The 14,478-nt window shown below is 64.7% G+C and carries 13 protein-coding genes and 1 riboswitch; of the genes, 12 read left to right on the top strand and 1 reads right to left on the bottom strand.

Annotated features, from left to right (window positions below; translation table 11 throughout):
* Positions 1–53 precede the first annotated feature (53 nt).
* From glyA to ribD, 4 genes are all read left to right on the top strand, one after another.
* Positions 54–1,307, top strand: a complete 1,254-nt coding sequence (glyA, locus tag NYR97_RS13005; RefSeq protein WP_316693667.1) for a serine hydroxymethyltransferase — start codon at positions 54–56, stop codon at positions 1,305–1,307.
* Between the two features lie 101 nt (positions 1,308–1,408).
* Entirely contained in the window at positions 1,409–1,933 is a 525-nt protein-coding gene (gene nrdR / locus NYR97_RS13010; RefSeq protein ID WP_006453216.1) for a transcriptional regulator NrdR, read from the top strand.
* Positions 1,930–2,415 (top strand): GNAT family N-acetyltransferase, encoded by a 486-nt coding sequence (locus tag NYR97_RS13015; RefSeq protein ID WP_205392434.1) that lies wholly within the window; start codon positions 1,930–1,932, stop codon positions 2,413–2,415. The genes nrdR and NYR97_RS13015 overlap by 4 nt, the downstream gene beginning before the upstream one ends.
* A complete protein-coding gene (ribD, locus tag NYR97_RS13020; RefSeq protein WP_316693670.1) occupies positions 2,412–3,506 on the top strand; it encodes a bifunctional diaminohydroxyphosphoribosylaminopyrimidine deaminase/5-amino-6-(5-phosphoribosylamino)uracil reductase RibD in 1,095 nt (364 codons plus the stop codon). Before NYR97_RS13015 ends, ribD begins: the two co-directional genes overlap by 4 nt.
* Positions 3,507–4,578: 1,072 nt before the next feature.
* Here the strand turns inward: ribD and NYR97_RS13025 are convergent.
* A complete protein-coding gene (locus NYR97_RS13025; protein WP_205392432.1) occupies positions 4,579–5,202 on the bottom strand; it encodes an outer membrane beta-barrel protein in 624 nt (207 codons plus the stop codon).
* A 217-nt stretch (positions 5,203–5,419) separates the two neighbouring features.
* A riboswitch (FMN riboswitch) is annotated at positions 5,420–5,598 on the top strand.
* Positions 5,599–5,760: 162 nt separating this feature from the next.
* On the opposite strand from NYR97_RS13025, the gene NYR97_RS13030 reads away from it, so the two are divergent.
* From NYR97_RS13030 to kdpA, 8 genes are all read left to right on the top strand, one after another.
* Positions 5,761–6,363, top strand: a complete 603-nt coding sequence (locus NYR97_RS13030) for a riboflavin synthase (RefSeq protein WP_316693672.1) — start codon at positions 5,761–5,763, stop codon at positions 6,361–6,363.
* On the top strand, positions 6,360–7,499 hold the full coding sequence (gene ribB / locus NYR97_RS13035; RefSeq protein ID WP_205392429.1) for a 3,4-dihydroxy-2-butanone-4-phosphate synthase: 1,140 nt from the start codon (positions 6,360–6,362) through the stop codon (positions 7,497–7,499). The genes NYR97_RS13030 and ribB overlap by 4 nt, the downstream gene beginning before the upstream one ends.
* A 259-nt stretch (positions 7,500–7,758) precedes the next feature.
* A complete protein-coding gene (gene ribH, locus NYR97_RS13040) occupies positions 7,759–8,223 on the top strand; it encodes a 6,7-dimethyl-8-ribityllumazine synthase (RefSeq protein ID WP_205392428.1) in 465 nt (154 codons plus the stop codon).
* Complete coding sequence (gene nusB, locus NYR97_RS13045; protein WP_205392427.1) at positions 8,220–8,699, top strand: transcription antitermination factor NusB; 480 nt, start codon at positions 8,220–8,222, stop codon at positions 8,697–8,699. Before ribH ends, nusB begins: the two co-directional genes overlap by 4 nt.
* A 110-nt stretch (positions 8,700–8,809) precedes the next feature.
* Positions 8,810–9,784: a thiamine-phosphate kinase gene (thiL, locus tag NYR97_RS13050; RefSeq protein ID WP_316693677.1), complete on the top strand. Its 975-nt coding sequence runs from the start codon at positions 8,810–8,812 to the stop codon at positions 9,782–9,784.
* Between the two features lie 290 nt (positions 9,785–10,074).
* A complete protein-coding gene (locus NYR97_RS13055; protein WP_316693679.1) occupies positions 10,075–11,655 on the top strand; it encodes a CocE/NonD family hydrolase in 1,581 nt (526 codons plus the stop codon).
* Between the two features lie 899 nt (positions 11,656–12,554).
* A complete protein-coding gene (locus NYR97_RS13060) occupies positions 12,555–12,647 on the top strand; it encodes a potassium-transporting ATPase subunit F (RefSeq protein ID WP_006452907.1) in 93 nt (30 codons plus the stop codon).
* A gap of 15 nt (positions 12,648–12,662) precedes the next feature.
* Entirely contained in the window at positions 12,663–14,477 is a 1,815-nt protein-coding gene (gene kdpA, locus NYR97_RS13065) for a potassium-transporting ATPase subunit KdpA (protein ID WP_316693681.1), read from the top strand.
* Position 14,478 lies beyond the last annotated feature (1 nt).

Below are 14,478 nucleotides of genomic sequence, written 5' to 3' on the forward strand. Positions count from 1 at the left end.
GCGGGGGCTTACAATCTGCGCCCCTACTGGCAACAGCTGCCCCGGAGCTCTGCATGTTCTCGCGCGACGTCCGACTGGAAACCTACGACCCCGAACTGGCCAAGGCCATCGCCGACGAAGCCGGCCGCCAGGAGGATCACGTCGAGCTGATCGCCAGCGAAAACTATTGCAGCCCGCTGGTGATGGAAGCCCAGGGCAGCCAGCTGACCAACAAATACGCCGAAGGCTATCCGGGCAAGCGCTATTACGGTGGCTGCGAGTTCGTCGACATCGCCGAGCAGCTGGCGATCGAGCGCATCAAGCAGGTGTTTGGTGCCGACTACGCCAACGTGCAGCCGCACAGCGGCTCGCAGGCCAACCAGGCGGTGTATCTGGCGCTGCTGCAGCCCGGCGACACCATCCTGGGCATGAGCCTGGCCCATGGCGGTCACCTGACCCATGGCGCCAAGGTCAATGTCTCCGGCAAGCTGTTCAACGCCGTGCAGTACGGCGTCAACGAGCAGGGCCTGATCGACTATGACGAGGTCCAGCGCCTGGCCACCGAGCACAAGCCGAAGATGGTCGTGGCCGGCTTTTCGGCCTATTCGCAGAAGATCGATTGGGCTCGCTTCCGCGCCATCGCCGACAGTGTCGGTGCGTACCTGTTCGTGGACATGGCGCACGTGGCCGGCCTGGTCGCTGCCGGCGTGTATCCCAGCCCGATGGAGCATGCGCACGTGGTCACCTCGACCACCCACAAGACCCTGCGCGGCCCGCGCGGCGGCATCATCGTGGCCAAGGGCGCCAGCGAAGAACTGCAGAAGAAGCTGCAGTCGATCGTGTTCCCGGGCATCCAGGGCGGCCCGCTGATGCACGTCATCGCGGCCAAGGCGGTGGCGTTCAAGGAAGCGCTGGAACCTGCGTTCAAGACCTACCAGCAGCAGGTGGTGAAGAACGCCCAGGCCATGGCCACTACGCTGATCGCGCGCGGCTACAAGATCGTCTCCGGCGGCACCGAAAATCATCTGATGCTGGTGGACATGATCGGCCGCGACGTCTCCGGCAAGGACGCAGAAGCCGCGCTCGGCAAGGCCCACATCACCGTCAACAAGAACGCAGTGCCCAACGACCCGCGTTCGCCGTTCGTCACCTCCGGCCTGCGCCTGGGCACCCCGGCGATCACCACCCGCGGCTATCTGGAGCAGGACAGCATCGACCTGGCCAACTGGATCGCCGACGTGCTCGACGCTCCCACCGACGAAGCGGTGCTGGCGAAGGTACGCGACGCGGTGACTGCGCAGTGCAAGAAGTATCCGGTGTATGGCTGAGACGGGAATGGGGAATAGGGAGACGAGAATGGTAAAAGCAACGCTGCGATAGCTCTGCTGTTCCGATTCCCTATTCCCCTCTCCCTATTCCCGGACTTCCGATGCACTGCCCCTTTTGCCAGCACAACGACACCCGCGTGATCGATTCGCGCGTGTCCGAAGACGGTACGACGATTCGTCGCCGCCGCGAGTGCGAGGCGTGCGGCGAGCGTTTCAGTACGCTGGAAACGATCGAACTCAAGCTGCCCACCGTGGTCAAGAGCGACGGTGGGCGCGAGGCGTTCGATGCGCGCAAGTTGCGCACCAGTTTCGACCGCGCATTGCAGAAGCGTCCGGTGTCCGAAGAACAGATCGAGGCGGCCGTGCGTGCGGTGGTGCATCAGCTGCGCATGTCCGGCGAGCGCGAAGTGGGCTCGCTGCGAGTGGGCGAATACGTGATGGTCGAGCTGCGCAAGCTCGATCACGTGGGCTACGTGCGCTTCGCTTCGGTATACCGTAGCTTTCAGGACGTGGCCGATTTCCGCGAGGAAATCGAAAAGCTCGAACGCGAACTTCCGGTCGGCATCGAGCAGTTGCCGCTGCTGGAAGCGGCGTTGGAGCGCGCCGGCAAGCCCGGCAAGCGGTGAACGCGTTACGCATCGCCTGTGTGGCCGACACGCCGGAGCATCTGCCGGCCATCGCGCAGGCGCATCTGCAGGCCTTCGGCAGTCTGTTGCCGGATTGGGATTTCGATGAGGCACTGCGCGAGTTGCGCAGCCACACCCGCGATGGCGTGATCCCGACGACGTGGGTGGCACTCGATCAGGCGCAGTGGCTTGGCTCGGTGAGCCTGCTGGAGAACGACGACGCGCGTATTCGGCAATGGTCGCCGTGGCTGGCATCGCTGTACGTGCAGCCACAGGCGCGCGGGCAGGGCATCGGCGAAGCGCTGGTTGCGCATTGCGTGCAAGCCGCCGCGCGATTGGGCGTGAGTGCGTTGTACCTGTATTGCCAACCGGTGCTGGTGCCGTTTTATCAGCGGTTGGGCTGGCAGACGCATGCGGAATTACTGCTGGGGCCGATGCAGATCGTGGTGATGTCTATCGAACCGCAAACGGCACTGCAATGAGCGCAACGGCCGACGACCACTGCTGGATGGCGCAGGCACTGCGTTTGGCCGAGCGTGGTGCGTACACCACGCGCCCCAACCCGATGGTGGGCTGTGTGATCGTGCGCGATGGCGTGTGCGTGGGCGAAGGCTTCCATCAACGTGCCGGTGGCGCGCACGCGGAAGTGTTCGCGTTGCGCGCAGCCGGGGCGCTGGCGCGCGGCGCCACCGCCTATGTGACCTTGGAGCCGTGCGCGCATTACGGGCGCACGCCGCCGTGTGCATTGGCCTTGATCGCCGCAGGGGTGACGCGTGTGGTCGCGGCGATGGCCGACCCGTTTCCGCAGGTCAACGGCGGCGGTTTCGCGTTGCTGCGCGAGGCCGGGATCGAGGTGCTTAGCGGTGTCATGCAAGCACAGGCGCGCGTGCTCAATCAGGGGTTTTTGTCGCGGGTGGAACGTGGCCGGCCGTGGCTGCGGATCAAACTCGGCGCGAGTCTGGATGGTCGCACTGCGCTGGCCAGCGGCGAGTCCAAATGGATCACCGGCGCGGATGCGCGTGCCGATGTGCAGCGCTGGCGTGCACGTGCCGGCGCGATTCTCACTGGCGCAGGCACGGTGCTGGCGGACGATCCATCCATGACCGTGCGGCTGGGCGACGACACGCCTTTCGTGCCGCCGCTACGCGTGGTGCTCGATGCCGGTTTGGGCACGTTGGCGTGCGAGAACATTCGTCAGGGCAATGCGCCGACGCTCTATGTGCATGGCGATGATGTGCTGCCGCCGTCGCTCGACGATGCACAGTTCGTTGCGATGCCGCTGCATGCCGGCCGCTTCGATCTGTCTGCCGTTTTGGCGTCGCTCGCCGAACGCGGGATCAACGAGGTGCATGTGGAAGCCGGCGCGACGCTGAGCGGTGCATTGCTGCACGCCGGCCTGGTCGACGAACTGCTGGTTTACATGGCGCCGGTTTTACTAGGCGATACCGCCAGACCGCTGTTCGCCGGACTCGGCATCGAAACGATGGCGCAGCGTCATTCCTTGCAACTACTCGACGTGCGCCAGCTCGGTCAGGATTTACGATTGCGTTACGTGCCACTTACCGGCGAGTGAGTGCTGCATAGCGCGCTCGATGTTTCGGGGCGGATCACCTTGCACGTGTCGCTTGATATGGTTTTGGCTTGCGGGTGCAAGGCGTCTTGCAGGAGGTAGAAGCTCCGGGTTGCCGCAATGACTTCGGTTTGCCAGCGCGAAGTTTCTCGTTTCGTAAGAACGTTGCGCGGATCAGTTGGAGAGCGTTGATCTGCTACCTCGCTGCAGGGCCCTTGCCCGCCCACCCTCGCGGGACACGCCGCAAGTACGTCCGTGTAGGCTCTTACGCGGCATCCATGCCGCGTAAGGTCCCGCGACGGTGGGCGGGCAAGGACCAGTGGAGAGGGTCGGTGCGCATGGCTTTCAACAAAGCAACCAGCAGACTTTCTGGTGCGGTGTCCTCGCCGATTGCGGGACCGTGTGCCGGCATGGATGCCGCCACCGAGCCCCAGTGACGGGTTCACGGCATATCCCGCGAGCGGCGAGGGCACCGCGCGCTCGATTAGCGAAGCTTTTGGCCTCATCAAATGATTCCATGACTCAAGAGTTTAGTTGTCTCGAAGTGATTAGACGTTGCGGATAGATCAGTTGCAGAGCGCATGATCTGTGGGTTTGCTGCAGGGCCCTTGCCCGCCCACCATCGCGGGACACGCCGCAAGTACGTCCATGTAGGCTCTTACGCGGCATCCATGCCGCGTAAGGTCCCGCGACAGTGGGCGGGCAAGGACCAGTCGAGGTGGTCGGTGTGCATGGTTTTCAATAAAAACAGCCGGCAAACTCTCTGGTGCGGTGTTCTCGCCGCTTGCGGGACCGTGTGGCGGCATGGATGCCGCCACCGAGCCTCCAGGGGACGGATTCACGGCGTGTCCCGCGAGCGGCGAGGGCGCCGCGCCCTCGACCGACCAGACGTTGATCTGCTACTTTACCGCCATCGATATAGCATTCAAAAAGCATTGTGAGCCGCTCTACAGCATCAACGCCGCTGCTGCTCTCATACGTCTGACGATAGATTTCCGTACCCGTAATGCGCTCAATCGCATGCATAAAAAAGGCCCCGCATGCGGGGCCTCCTTGTGCATCTGCGACGCGCCGTTCAGAAGCTTGCGCGCACGCCGACCCGGTACTGGTTGGCGTCGTCGATGAACTGCGCTTCGGCAACCAGGCCCCAGGTCGGGGTGAAGTTGACCTGGCCACCCAGGGTGCCGACGAATTCGCCTTCGTCCACGTCGCTGCCGTCGATGTAGCCGGCCTTGATCCAAGCTTCGGTACGCGGCGAGGGCTTGCCACGCAGGCCCAGGTTGGCAAAGCCCAGGGTGGTTGAATCCGATGCGTTACCCAGTCTGCGGCCGTTGACGCGCGATTCAACTTCGCCTTTGTTGCGCAGGGCGGCGACGTCGGCGGTGAAATCCACGCGCTCGGTCATTTCCTGGCGGTAACCGATACCAATGTGGGCCTGCTGCACAGTGATGTCTGCAGTGATACCAGGAAACGGGCTGTAATTCTCGGTAGCGCGCTGGTAGCCAGCAAAGACGTACACCGGCTCGGCAATCTGCCAAGAGCCTCGGAGGTAGCCGCCGTCGAGATCGTCGGCATCGCCGTCTACACCGATCTCGGTACGGTTCCAGCCGCCTTCGACGTAGCTGTAGCTCAGGCCTTCAGCAGACGCGGCAAACGGTGCGGCGGCCAGCAGGGCAGCCAGAATCAGGGTGTTACGCATTGGGTGTTCTCTCCGAATTGATGTCCGTGTCTCCGCCCCGTTGCGGGGTGGAAAGAGCGACGTCTCCCGTCGCGGGGCGCAATTTAACAGATCCTTCACAATCCTGGCTATGGGTGATTCCCTGACATGACGCAGTGTCCTGCCGGCCTTAGCCAACGCTCAGCCATCGCGCCAAGGTGCCCTGTTAGACTGCGCTGGCCGGTTCGCCGGTACTCACGAACGTCTTCAGGGCGGGGTGCGATTCCCCACCGGCGGTAGGCATGCGCAAGCGTGCGAGCCCGCGAGCGCTTGCGCAGCGGAGTTACGCGAATCCACGCGAAACTCTTGAAGCGCAAGGTCAGCAGATCCGGTGCGATGCCGGGGCCGACGGTATAGTCCGGATGAAAGAAGACGGCCAACGCGCAGCGTTGCGGCTGCGCGCGCGCCTGTTTGCCTTGTGGCGTTTTTCGCTCAACTTTTGCGAGAAACGACTATGTCCATGCGTTACCTGTCGCGCTGCGTCGCGACTTTCCACCGCACTGCGTTAGCTCCGTTGTCACTGCAAACGGAGGCGCGCTGATGTTTACCGGAATCATCGAAGGCGTCGGCCATCTGGCTGCGCGTCAGCCGCAAGGCGGCGATGTGCGTTTCACCTTCGCCACCGGCAGTTTGCCGTTCGAAGCGGTGCAATTGGGCGAGAGCATCGCGGTCAACGGCGTGTGCCTGACCGTGACTGCGTTCGATGCCGGCAGCTTCCAGGCCGATGCCTCCACCGAAACTCTGTCGCTGACCACGCTGGGCGCGTTGCCGGAAGGCGCGCTGCTCAATCTGGAACGCGCGATGCGTCCAACTGATCGTCTCGGCGGGCATCTGGTCAGCGGGCATGTCGATGGTCTGGGCAAGGTGCAATCGGTGCATGGCGATGCGCGTGCGCAGCGCTGGCGGTTTGCCGCGCCGGCAGCCGTGTTGCGCTATGTCGCCAAGAAGGGCTCGATCTGCGTCGATGGCGTCAGCCTCACCGTCAACGAAGTGGACGAAGATGGCTTTGAAGTCGCGTTGATTCCGCATACGGTGGCCAATACCGCATTTGCGCAGACGGCGGTCGGTGCGGCGGTGAATCTGGAAATCGATCTGGTGGCGCGCTATGTCGAACGCCTGCTCGGCACGCGGGGTGCGGCATGAACTTCGCGCCCGTTCCGGAACTGATCGAAGAACTGCGCGCCGGACGCATGGTGGTGATCGTCGATGACGAGGACCGCGAGAACGAAGGCGATCTGATCATGGCTGCCGAGCTGGTCAAGCCCTCGGACATCAATTTCATGGTGACCCACGCGCGCGGGCTGGTGTGTCTGTCGCTGACCCGCGAGCGTTGCGCGCAGCTTGGCCTGGCGCCGATGGTGCGCAACAACACCGCGCAATTCCAGACCAACTTCACCGTCAGCATCGAGGCTGCCGAGGGCGTGACCACCGGCATCTCCGCCTACGACCGTGCACACACGGTGCGCACCGCGGTGCGTCCGGATGCCAAGCCGCAGGATCTGAGCCAGCCGGGGCATATCTTCCCGTTGATCTCGCAGCCCGGCGGCGTGCTGACCCGCGCCGGCCACACCGAAGCGGCCAGCGATCTGCCGATGCTGGCCGGGCTGGAACCGGCCGGTGTGCTGGTGGAAGTGCTCAACCCGGACGGCAGCATGGCGCGCCGCCCGCAGCTGGAAGTGTTCGCGCGCGAGCACGGGCTGAAGATGGGTTCGATCGCCGATCTGATCGCCTACCGGCTGGCCAACGAGCACACCGTCGAGCGCGTGGACGAACGCGAGATCACCACCGAGTTCGGGCCGTTCAAGCTGGTGACTTACCGCGACCGCATCGCGCACGACCTGCACTTTGCGCTGGTGCGCGGCAACGCCGATCCGCACACCCCGACCTTGGTGCGCGTGCAGGTGGAAAACCCGCTGGCCGATCTGCTGCACTGGCAGCGCGATGACTTCGGCGTGGCGGCCACCGATGCGCTGCGTGCGATCGCCGCCGAAGGGCAGGGCGTGATGGTGGTGCTGTCGGCGCCGCGCGACAGCGAATCGTTGTTGGCGCGGCTGCGTCAGCAACCGGAAGCGGCCACAAACGCCAAGGACGTCAGCCAGTGGCGGCGCAACGGGGCCGGCGCGCAGATCCTGGCCGAACTGGGTCTGGGCAAACTGCGCGTGCTGGGCACGCCGCGGCGTCAGGTGGGCCTGGCCGGGTTCGGGCTGGAGGTGGTGGAGTTTCTGGAATGCCACCCGGGCGAAGGCATGCGTTCGGTGCCGGCGGCCGCGCTGCCCTGAGATTGGCTGACGGCAGGCAGTGAGCTGCCGTCAGGTGGATGCGCACATTACGCAGAAACCGGGTTGTTCGAGCGATTCCTGCTGTTTTCGAGCATCGACCGCGCCATCTGCCGGCTACGCCAGCCTTTGCTGCCGGCTTCCCAGATTGGATCCGAGGCACATGGCCGGGTCTGCTTCGGCGGATCTGGCCTGCACGCGTCGGCCGGGGCCAGGTCCCGGCAGCTGTTAAACTTCCCACCCCCTTGAGTTGCCGACCCGCATGACCCACTACGAAGGCGATCTCCGCCCCACCACCGCGCGCTTTGCGATCATCGCCAGCCGCTGGAATGCCCGCATCACCGACGCGCTGGTCACCGGTGCGCGCCAGAGCCTGGCCGGCAACGGCATCGGCGAAGACGCCATCGACGTGGTCCGCGTGCCGGGCGCCTGGGAAATTCCGATCGCTGCCAATCGTCTGGCGCAATCCGGCCAGCACGCGGCGATCATCGCGCTGGGCTGCGTGATCCGCGGCGACACCCGCCACTACGAACACGTTGCCGACCTGTGCGCCGAAGGCCTGATGAGCGTGCAGCTGCAGACCGGCGTGCCGGTCCTCAACGGCGTGCTGGCGGTCGAGCGCGTGGAGGATGCCGAGGCGCGTGCCGGCGGCAGCCATGGCAACAAGGGCGAGGAATGCGCGCTTGCGGCATTGGAACTGGTCAATTTGATGGAGTTGTTGCCATGAGCAAGTCCGGTGGACATGCCCGCCACGTCCGTCGCGATGGCATCGACCCGGTGCTGCGTTCGCGCGCACGCCGGCGTGCCTTGCAGGCGGTGTATGCGTGGCAGATTTCCGGCGGGTTCGCCAAGCAGGTGATCTCCCAGTTCGCGCATGAGCAGGCGCACGAAGTGGCCGATCTGGCGTATTTCGAGAGCCTGGTCGAAGGCGTGCTGACCAACCGTGCCGAGCTGGACACCGCGCTGACCCCGTATCTGGATCGCGGCGTGGAAGAGGTCGACGCGATCGAGCGCGCGGTGCTGCGCCTGGCCGCCTACGAATTGCTGTATCGGCAGGACGTGCCGTACCGCGTGGTGATCAACGAAGCGATCGAAACCGCCAAGCGCTTTGGCTCCGAGCACGGCCACACTTACGTCAACGGCGTGCTGGATCGCGCGTCGGTGGAGTGGCGCAAGGTGGAGTCGGGCGCGAGCGGCGCCTGAGGCGCCGCGGGAATGGGGAGTCGGGAATGGGCAATCGTAAGAGCAACGTTTCCGACATCTCCTGACGCGCCTTTGCGATTCCCGATTCCCTTCTCCCGATTCCCGTCCCCATGCCTGAATTCGATCTGATTGCGCGCTTGCGCGCGCGCATTGCCGCGCGTGCCGATGTGCCGTTGGGCATCGGCGACGATGCGGCGTTGCTGCAGCCGCCGCCGGGCGAGCAGCTGGCGATCACCGCCGATACGCTCAATGCGGGCGTGCATTTTCCGCACGAGACGCGCGCCGAGGATCTGGGCTGGAAGACGCTGGCGGTCAATCTGTCCGATCTTGCCGCGATGGGCGCGCAGCCGCGCTGGTGCACCTTGTCGCTGTCGTTGCCGCACGACGATGCCGACTGGGTCGACGCGTTCGCCGATGGATTCTTTGCACTGGCCGATGCGCATGCCATTGCACTGGTCGGCGGCGATACCACGCGCGGGCCGTTGTCGTGTGCGGTCACTGCGATCGGCAGCCTGCCGCCGGGTGCGGCGTTGCGTCGCGATGGCGCGCGCGTGGGCGACGATGTGTGGGTGACTGGTGCGCCGGGCGAGGCCGCCGCCGCGTTGTCGCTGTGGCAAGCCGGGGAATTGGATGTGACCGCCGTCGCCACCGATCCCTTGCATGAGCGGTGGCGCAGCCGCCTGTTGCGCCCGCAGCCGCGCGTGCAGGCCGGGCTGCGCTTGCGTGGGCTTGCGCATGCCTGTGTGGATATCTCCGACGGCTTGTTGGCCGATCTGGGGCATCTGTGCGAACGCAGCGGCGTGGGCGCGCAGCTGGCGCTGACTGCGTTGCCGGCGATGCCGCGCAGCGCCGGGATCAGCGTGCTGCACTGCATCGGCTGGCAACTCGGCGGCGGCGACGACTACGAGCTGTGCTTCACCGCCGCCGTGCAACACCGCGAGGCGGTGGTGCAGGCGATGGACTTCGCCGCAGTCGCGGTGACACGTATCGGCCAGATCGTCGCCACGCCGGGCGTGGTGGTCCACGACGCCGACGGCAAGCCGTGGCAGCCGCCGCAGCGCGGATATCAGCACTTCGTGGGCTGAGCGGTTCGCGCAGGAGGCGTTGTGCAGGCGTGCTGCATCGCAGCCAAAGTCTACGGGTCGGGATCGGCCATACGATGGCGCCCGCCGGCTTGCACTTCAGCACGTGTCCGCGATTGCGGCGCCTGCGCTCCCGAATCCCGAATCCCGAATCCCGGCTCCCGGCTCCCGGCTCCCGGCTCTTGAGCCATACCGTACCGTCTGGTACGTTCGCGACGTTCTCCCCCGAACCACGGATGCATGGCAGTTGCCGCTGGGCCATTCCGGCCTGGCCTTGCGTGGGAGAGAGCAGCATGAACAAGCCTTGGATCGGGAGCATTGCCGCACTGGCGTTGCTGGTGGCATCGGCGTCGGCAGTGGCGGGCGCTTTCAGCAAGACCTACGAACGCATCCCCGGCTGGGATGGCGCCCCGATGGGCGCGCTGGTGCTGGTCCCGCAAGGGCAGGGTAGCGGGCCGTTTCCGCTGGTCGTGATGCCGGCCAGCTGGTCGTTGCCCAATCTGGAATACCTTGGCCGCGCGACCCAACTGGCCAGCGATGGCTACGTCGTCGTCAGCTACACCTCGCGCGGGTTCTGGGATTCGGCCGGGCAGATCGACATCGCCGGCGCAGACACGGTGGAAGACGTCAGTGCGGTGATCGACTGGGCGTTGGCGCATACGCCGGCTAGCCCGAACGCGATCGGTGCGTCGGGCATCTCGTACGGGGCGGGCATCAGTCTGTTGGCGGCCGAGCGCGACCCGCGTATCAAGGCGGTGGCTGCACTCAGTGGTTGGGCCGATCTGGAAGCCTCGCTGTATTCCAACCGCACTGTCAGCCAGCAAGGGGTGGGGCTGTTGGTCGGTGCCGGCGCGTTGACCGGACGACCCGGGCCGGATCTGGCGCAGATCGGCGCACGGGTTACGGTGGGCGATTACGACGGCGCGGTGCAAGGCTTCCTGCCGCAGGCGGCCTCGCGTAGCCCGGCAAGCGATGTGGCCGCACTTAACGCGCGTGGCACGGCGGTGTTGCTGGGCAATGCTTTCAACGACGGCTTGTTTCCGCCCAACCAGACCATCGCGTTCTTCAACCAGCTGCGCGGGCCCAAGCAGTTGCTGCTCAGCCAGGGCGATCACGCCACGGCAGAACTGCCGGGCGCGTTGGGGCTGCCCAACGAGGTGTATACGGCGACCACGCGTTGGTTCGATCGTCATCTCAAGCAAGTGCGTAACGGGGTGGATGCCGAGGCGCCGGTGCGGTTGTCGCCGCGTGCTGGGCAATGGTTGGAGTACACAGACTGGGCGTCGGTGCAGCAGGGAAGCACACGCTTGGGGCTATCCGCACCGGCAGGACTGCTTAGCCCCACCGGCGGTTTGATCGGCGGCACTGCCAGCGGTTGGCAGTCGCGCATCGCCACCGATGTGCCGACATTGGCCGATTCGGGCGTGGTGCTGGTCAGTGGTCTGTTGCAAGGCATCGGCGTGCCGGTGACTACTTCGATTCCGTTAGTGAATCGTGCTGGCGCTGCAGTGTGGGTTGGCGCGCCATCAAGCGGTGTGCGGCGGTTGGCGGGTAGCCCGTCGTTACGGGTGACCGTGGTGCCCAGTCAGTCGAAGGTGAGTTTGTTCGCGTATCTGTATCGCATGGATGCGCTGGGCGTGGCGCAATTGATCACACACGCGCCGTACTCGTTGCGCGGAGTCACACCTGGTCGTGCGGTAACGCTGGATTGGTCGTTACAGGCGGCCGCGGCGGAGATTCCGGCCGGGCAGCGGTTGGTGCTGGTCATCGACACGCGCGACGTGCGCTATACCGATGCCAGCGATGGCGGCGGCACAGTGACATTTACTTCGCCGGTGGCAACTCCATCGGTGTTGAACGTGCCGCTGCGGTAAGGCTGCCGTCGGCCAGTAACGCGGTAAGTCTTTGCCGTTTTGGATCTGATTGGGTGATTGCGTTGAGTAGTTTTCATCCCACCCTCTCGCACCTGCGTTTTTATCCGCTTGCAGAGCGGAGAGCGGGTGATCTGTTGCTTGGCTGCGGGGCCCTTGCCCGCCCACCATCGCGGGACACGCCGCAAGTACGTCCATGTAGGCTCTTACGCGGCATCCATGCCGCGTAAGGTCCCGCGACGGTGGGCGGGCAAGGACCAGTCGAGAGGGTCGGTGTGCACGGTCAAAAGCAGTGCGTGACGTGCATCTTGGATAATGGTGTACCAACCCAATGTCGATGCACCCCGCACGAAAGCGGTTTTTCACCTGGCTACCGACCAACTTTCTGGTGCGGTGTCCTCGCCGATTGCGGGACCGTGTGGCGGCATGGATGCCGCCACCGAGCCTACATGGATGTACTTGCGGCGTGTCCCGCGAGCGGCGAGGGCACCGCGCCCTCGACCAACAAGGCTTTGCTACAACGTCATAACGCCATCATTCGAAAGCTGGTCATCCTGAGCTGAGCTCGGAAAGTGTGGATAAGGCAGTGGCCGTAGCTGCCTTGAAAAAATTGAAGAGTGTGGAGGCGTCGTTACGACCATCGCCACGCAGCATTTATGCGGAATTTACGCCGCCGCCATGACTAGTCCATAGCGACTTTACGCAGGCCGGGAAGACACTGCGCAGGTTGGCGGAGCGGTTCCGCCCTGGACGATCCCGATGCATCCCTTGACCTGTCTGCTCCATCGGCGCTGCGCGCACGGTGCGGCAGCGTTTTGCCTTGTTGGCATGCACACGCTGCATGCGCTGTCGCACATCGCATCCATCGCGCCGCGTTGCGCGCGTCTCGGAGAGTAGCCGACATGCCTGCCTGGTTGTCCCTGTTGTGCGGCGTGGCCGTGCTCGTTGCCGCCGCGTACCTGTTGTACGTGGTGCTGCGGCCCGAAGACTTCTGATGCGAGTGCGCTCCGATGATTGAAACCTTCCTTGTCTATGCGCTGGCCATCGTGCTGGCGTGGCCCCTGGGTCGCTATCTGGCGGCGGTGATGCGTGGTGCCCCGATGCGTGGCGATGCGCTGTTCGGCTGGATCGAACGGCCGTTGTATGCGTTGCTCGGTACCCGTCCGCAGCAGGGCATGTCGTGGCGCGGCTATGCCGTGGCGTTCTTGCTCAGCAACCTGGTTGTCGGTCTGCTGACCTGGGCGGTGTTCATGACCCAGGCGTGGCTGCCGTTCAACCCCGACGCTATCCCCAACATGCGCTGGGATACCGCGCTGCACACCATGGTGTCGTTCGTCACCAACACCAATCAGCAGCACTACTCGGGCCAGGCGCAGCTGTCGTATCTGGCGCAGATGACCGGCATCGTCGGCCTGCAGGTGGTGACGCCGATGATGGGCCTGGCGTTGGCAGTGGCGACCTTGCGTGCCTTGTTCGGCGGGCGAGCTGTCGCAAGCGTGTCCAATGCCTCGCTGGCATCGAACGCGCCGGCGAGTACTTCGCCACGGATGGCCGGGCCGGACGATCCGGAGACCGTCATGTCGCGCCAGGGGCGGCAGCAGTCGAGTTCTGGATTGGAAGCCCTGCCCGAAGCAGACGTTGGCAACTACTGGGCCGATGTGATCCGCGCCAGCGTGCGCGTCTTGTTGCCGCTGTGCCTGCTGTGGAGCGTACTGCTCGGCTGGCAAGGTGTGCCGTCCACGCTGCAGGGCGCGGCGACTGCGACACCGTTGGATAGCAGTGCGAGCATGCCCAAGCAGACCATTCCGGTGGGCCCGGTTGCCGCGATGGTCGCGGTCAAGCAGCTCGGCACCAACGGCGGTGGCTGGTACGGCCCCAACAGTTCGGTGGCGCTGGAAAACCCTACGCCGTTGAGCAATTTTCTGGAAACGTTGGCGATCGTGTTGTTGCCGATGAGCGTGGTGTTCATGGTCGGCTATCTGACTGGGCGCAAACGTCTCACCGCCTTGGTGTTCGGCACCATGTTGACGATGTCGGCCGCATTCACCGCGCTGTTGCTGTGGTCCGAAGCGCATTCGCCCAGCACGAGCTCGCCTGCCTTGATGGAAGGTAAAGAGGTGCGCATCGGCGCGGATGCCTCGGCGTTGTGGGCGGCGTTGACCACACAGACCTCCAACGGCTCGGTCAATGCGATGCACGACTCGCTGGCGCCATTGAGTGGCCTGGTCACGCTGGTGAACATGCTGATCAATGCGATCTGGGGCGGTATCGGCTGTGGTTTGCAGCAGTTCGTGGTGTATCTGCTGTTGAGCGTATTTCTGGCCGGGTTGATGACCGGACGCACGCCGGAGTTGTTCGGCCGCAAGATCGAATCGCGCGAAGTGCAATTGCTTGCGCTCTTGATTCTGTTACAGCCGCTGGTGGTGTTGGGCTTCACCGCAGTGGCGCTGGCAGTGCCGTCTTTCACCGCAAATTCCAATTCCGGTTTCCATGGCATCAGCCAGGTGTTCTACGAGTACACCTCGGCCTTCGCCAACAACGGGTCGGGTTTCGAGGGCCTGGGCGATGCGACGTATTGGTGGAACCTGAGCTGCTCGGTGGTGCTGGTCCTGGGCCGGTATCCGGCGTTGATCCTGCCGTTGATGGTGGCCGCACGCATGGCGGTGAAGCGGCGTGCGCCGGAGTCGGCCGGCAGCCTGCAGGTCGAAACCCCCACCTTTGCGCTGACCCTGATGGCGATCGTGCTGGTGCTCACCGTGCTGCAGTTCATGCCGGCGCTGGTGCTGGGTCCTATCGCTGAACACCTCGCCCTGGCGGCGTCCTGAG

It is taken from the genome of Xanthomonas hydrangeae (assembly GCF_032697525.1).
GTDB lineage: Bacteria > Pseudomonadota > Gammaproteobacteria > Xanthomonadales > Xanthomonadaceae > Xanthomonas > Xanthomonas hydrangeae.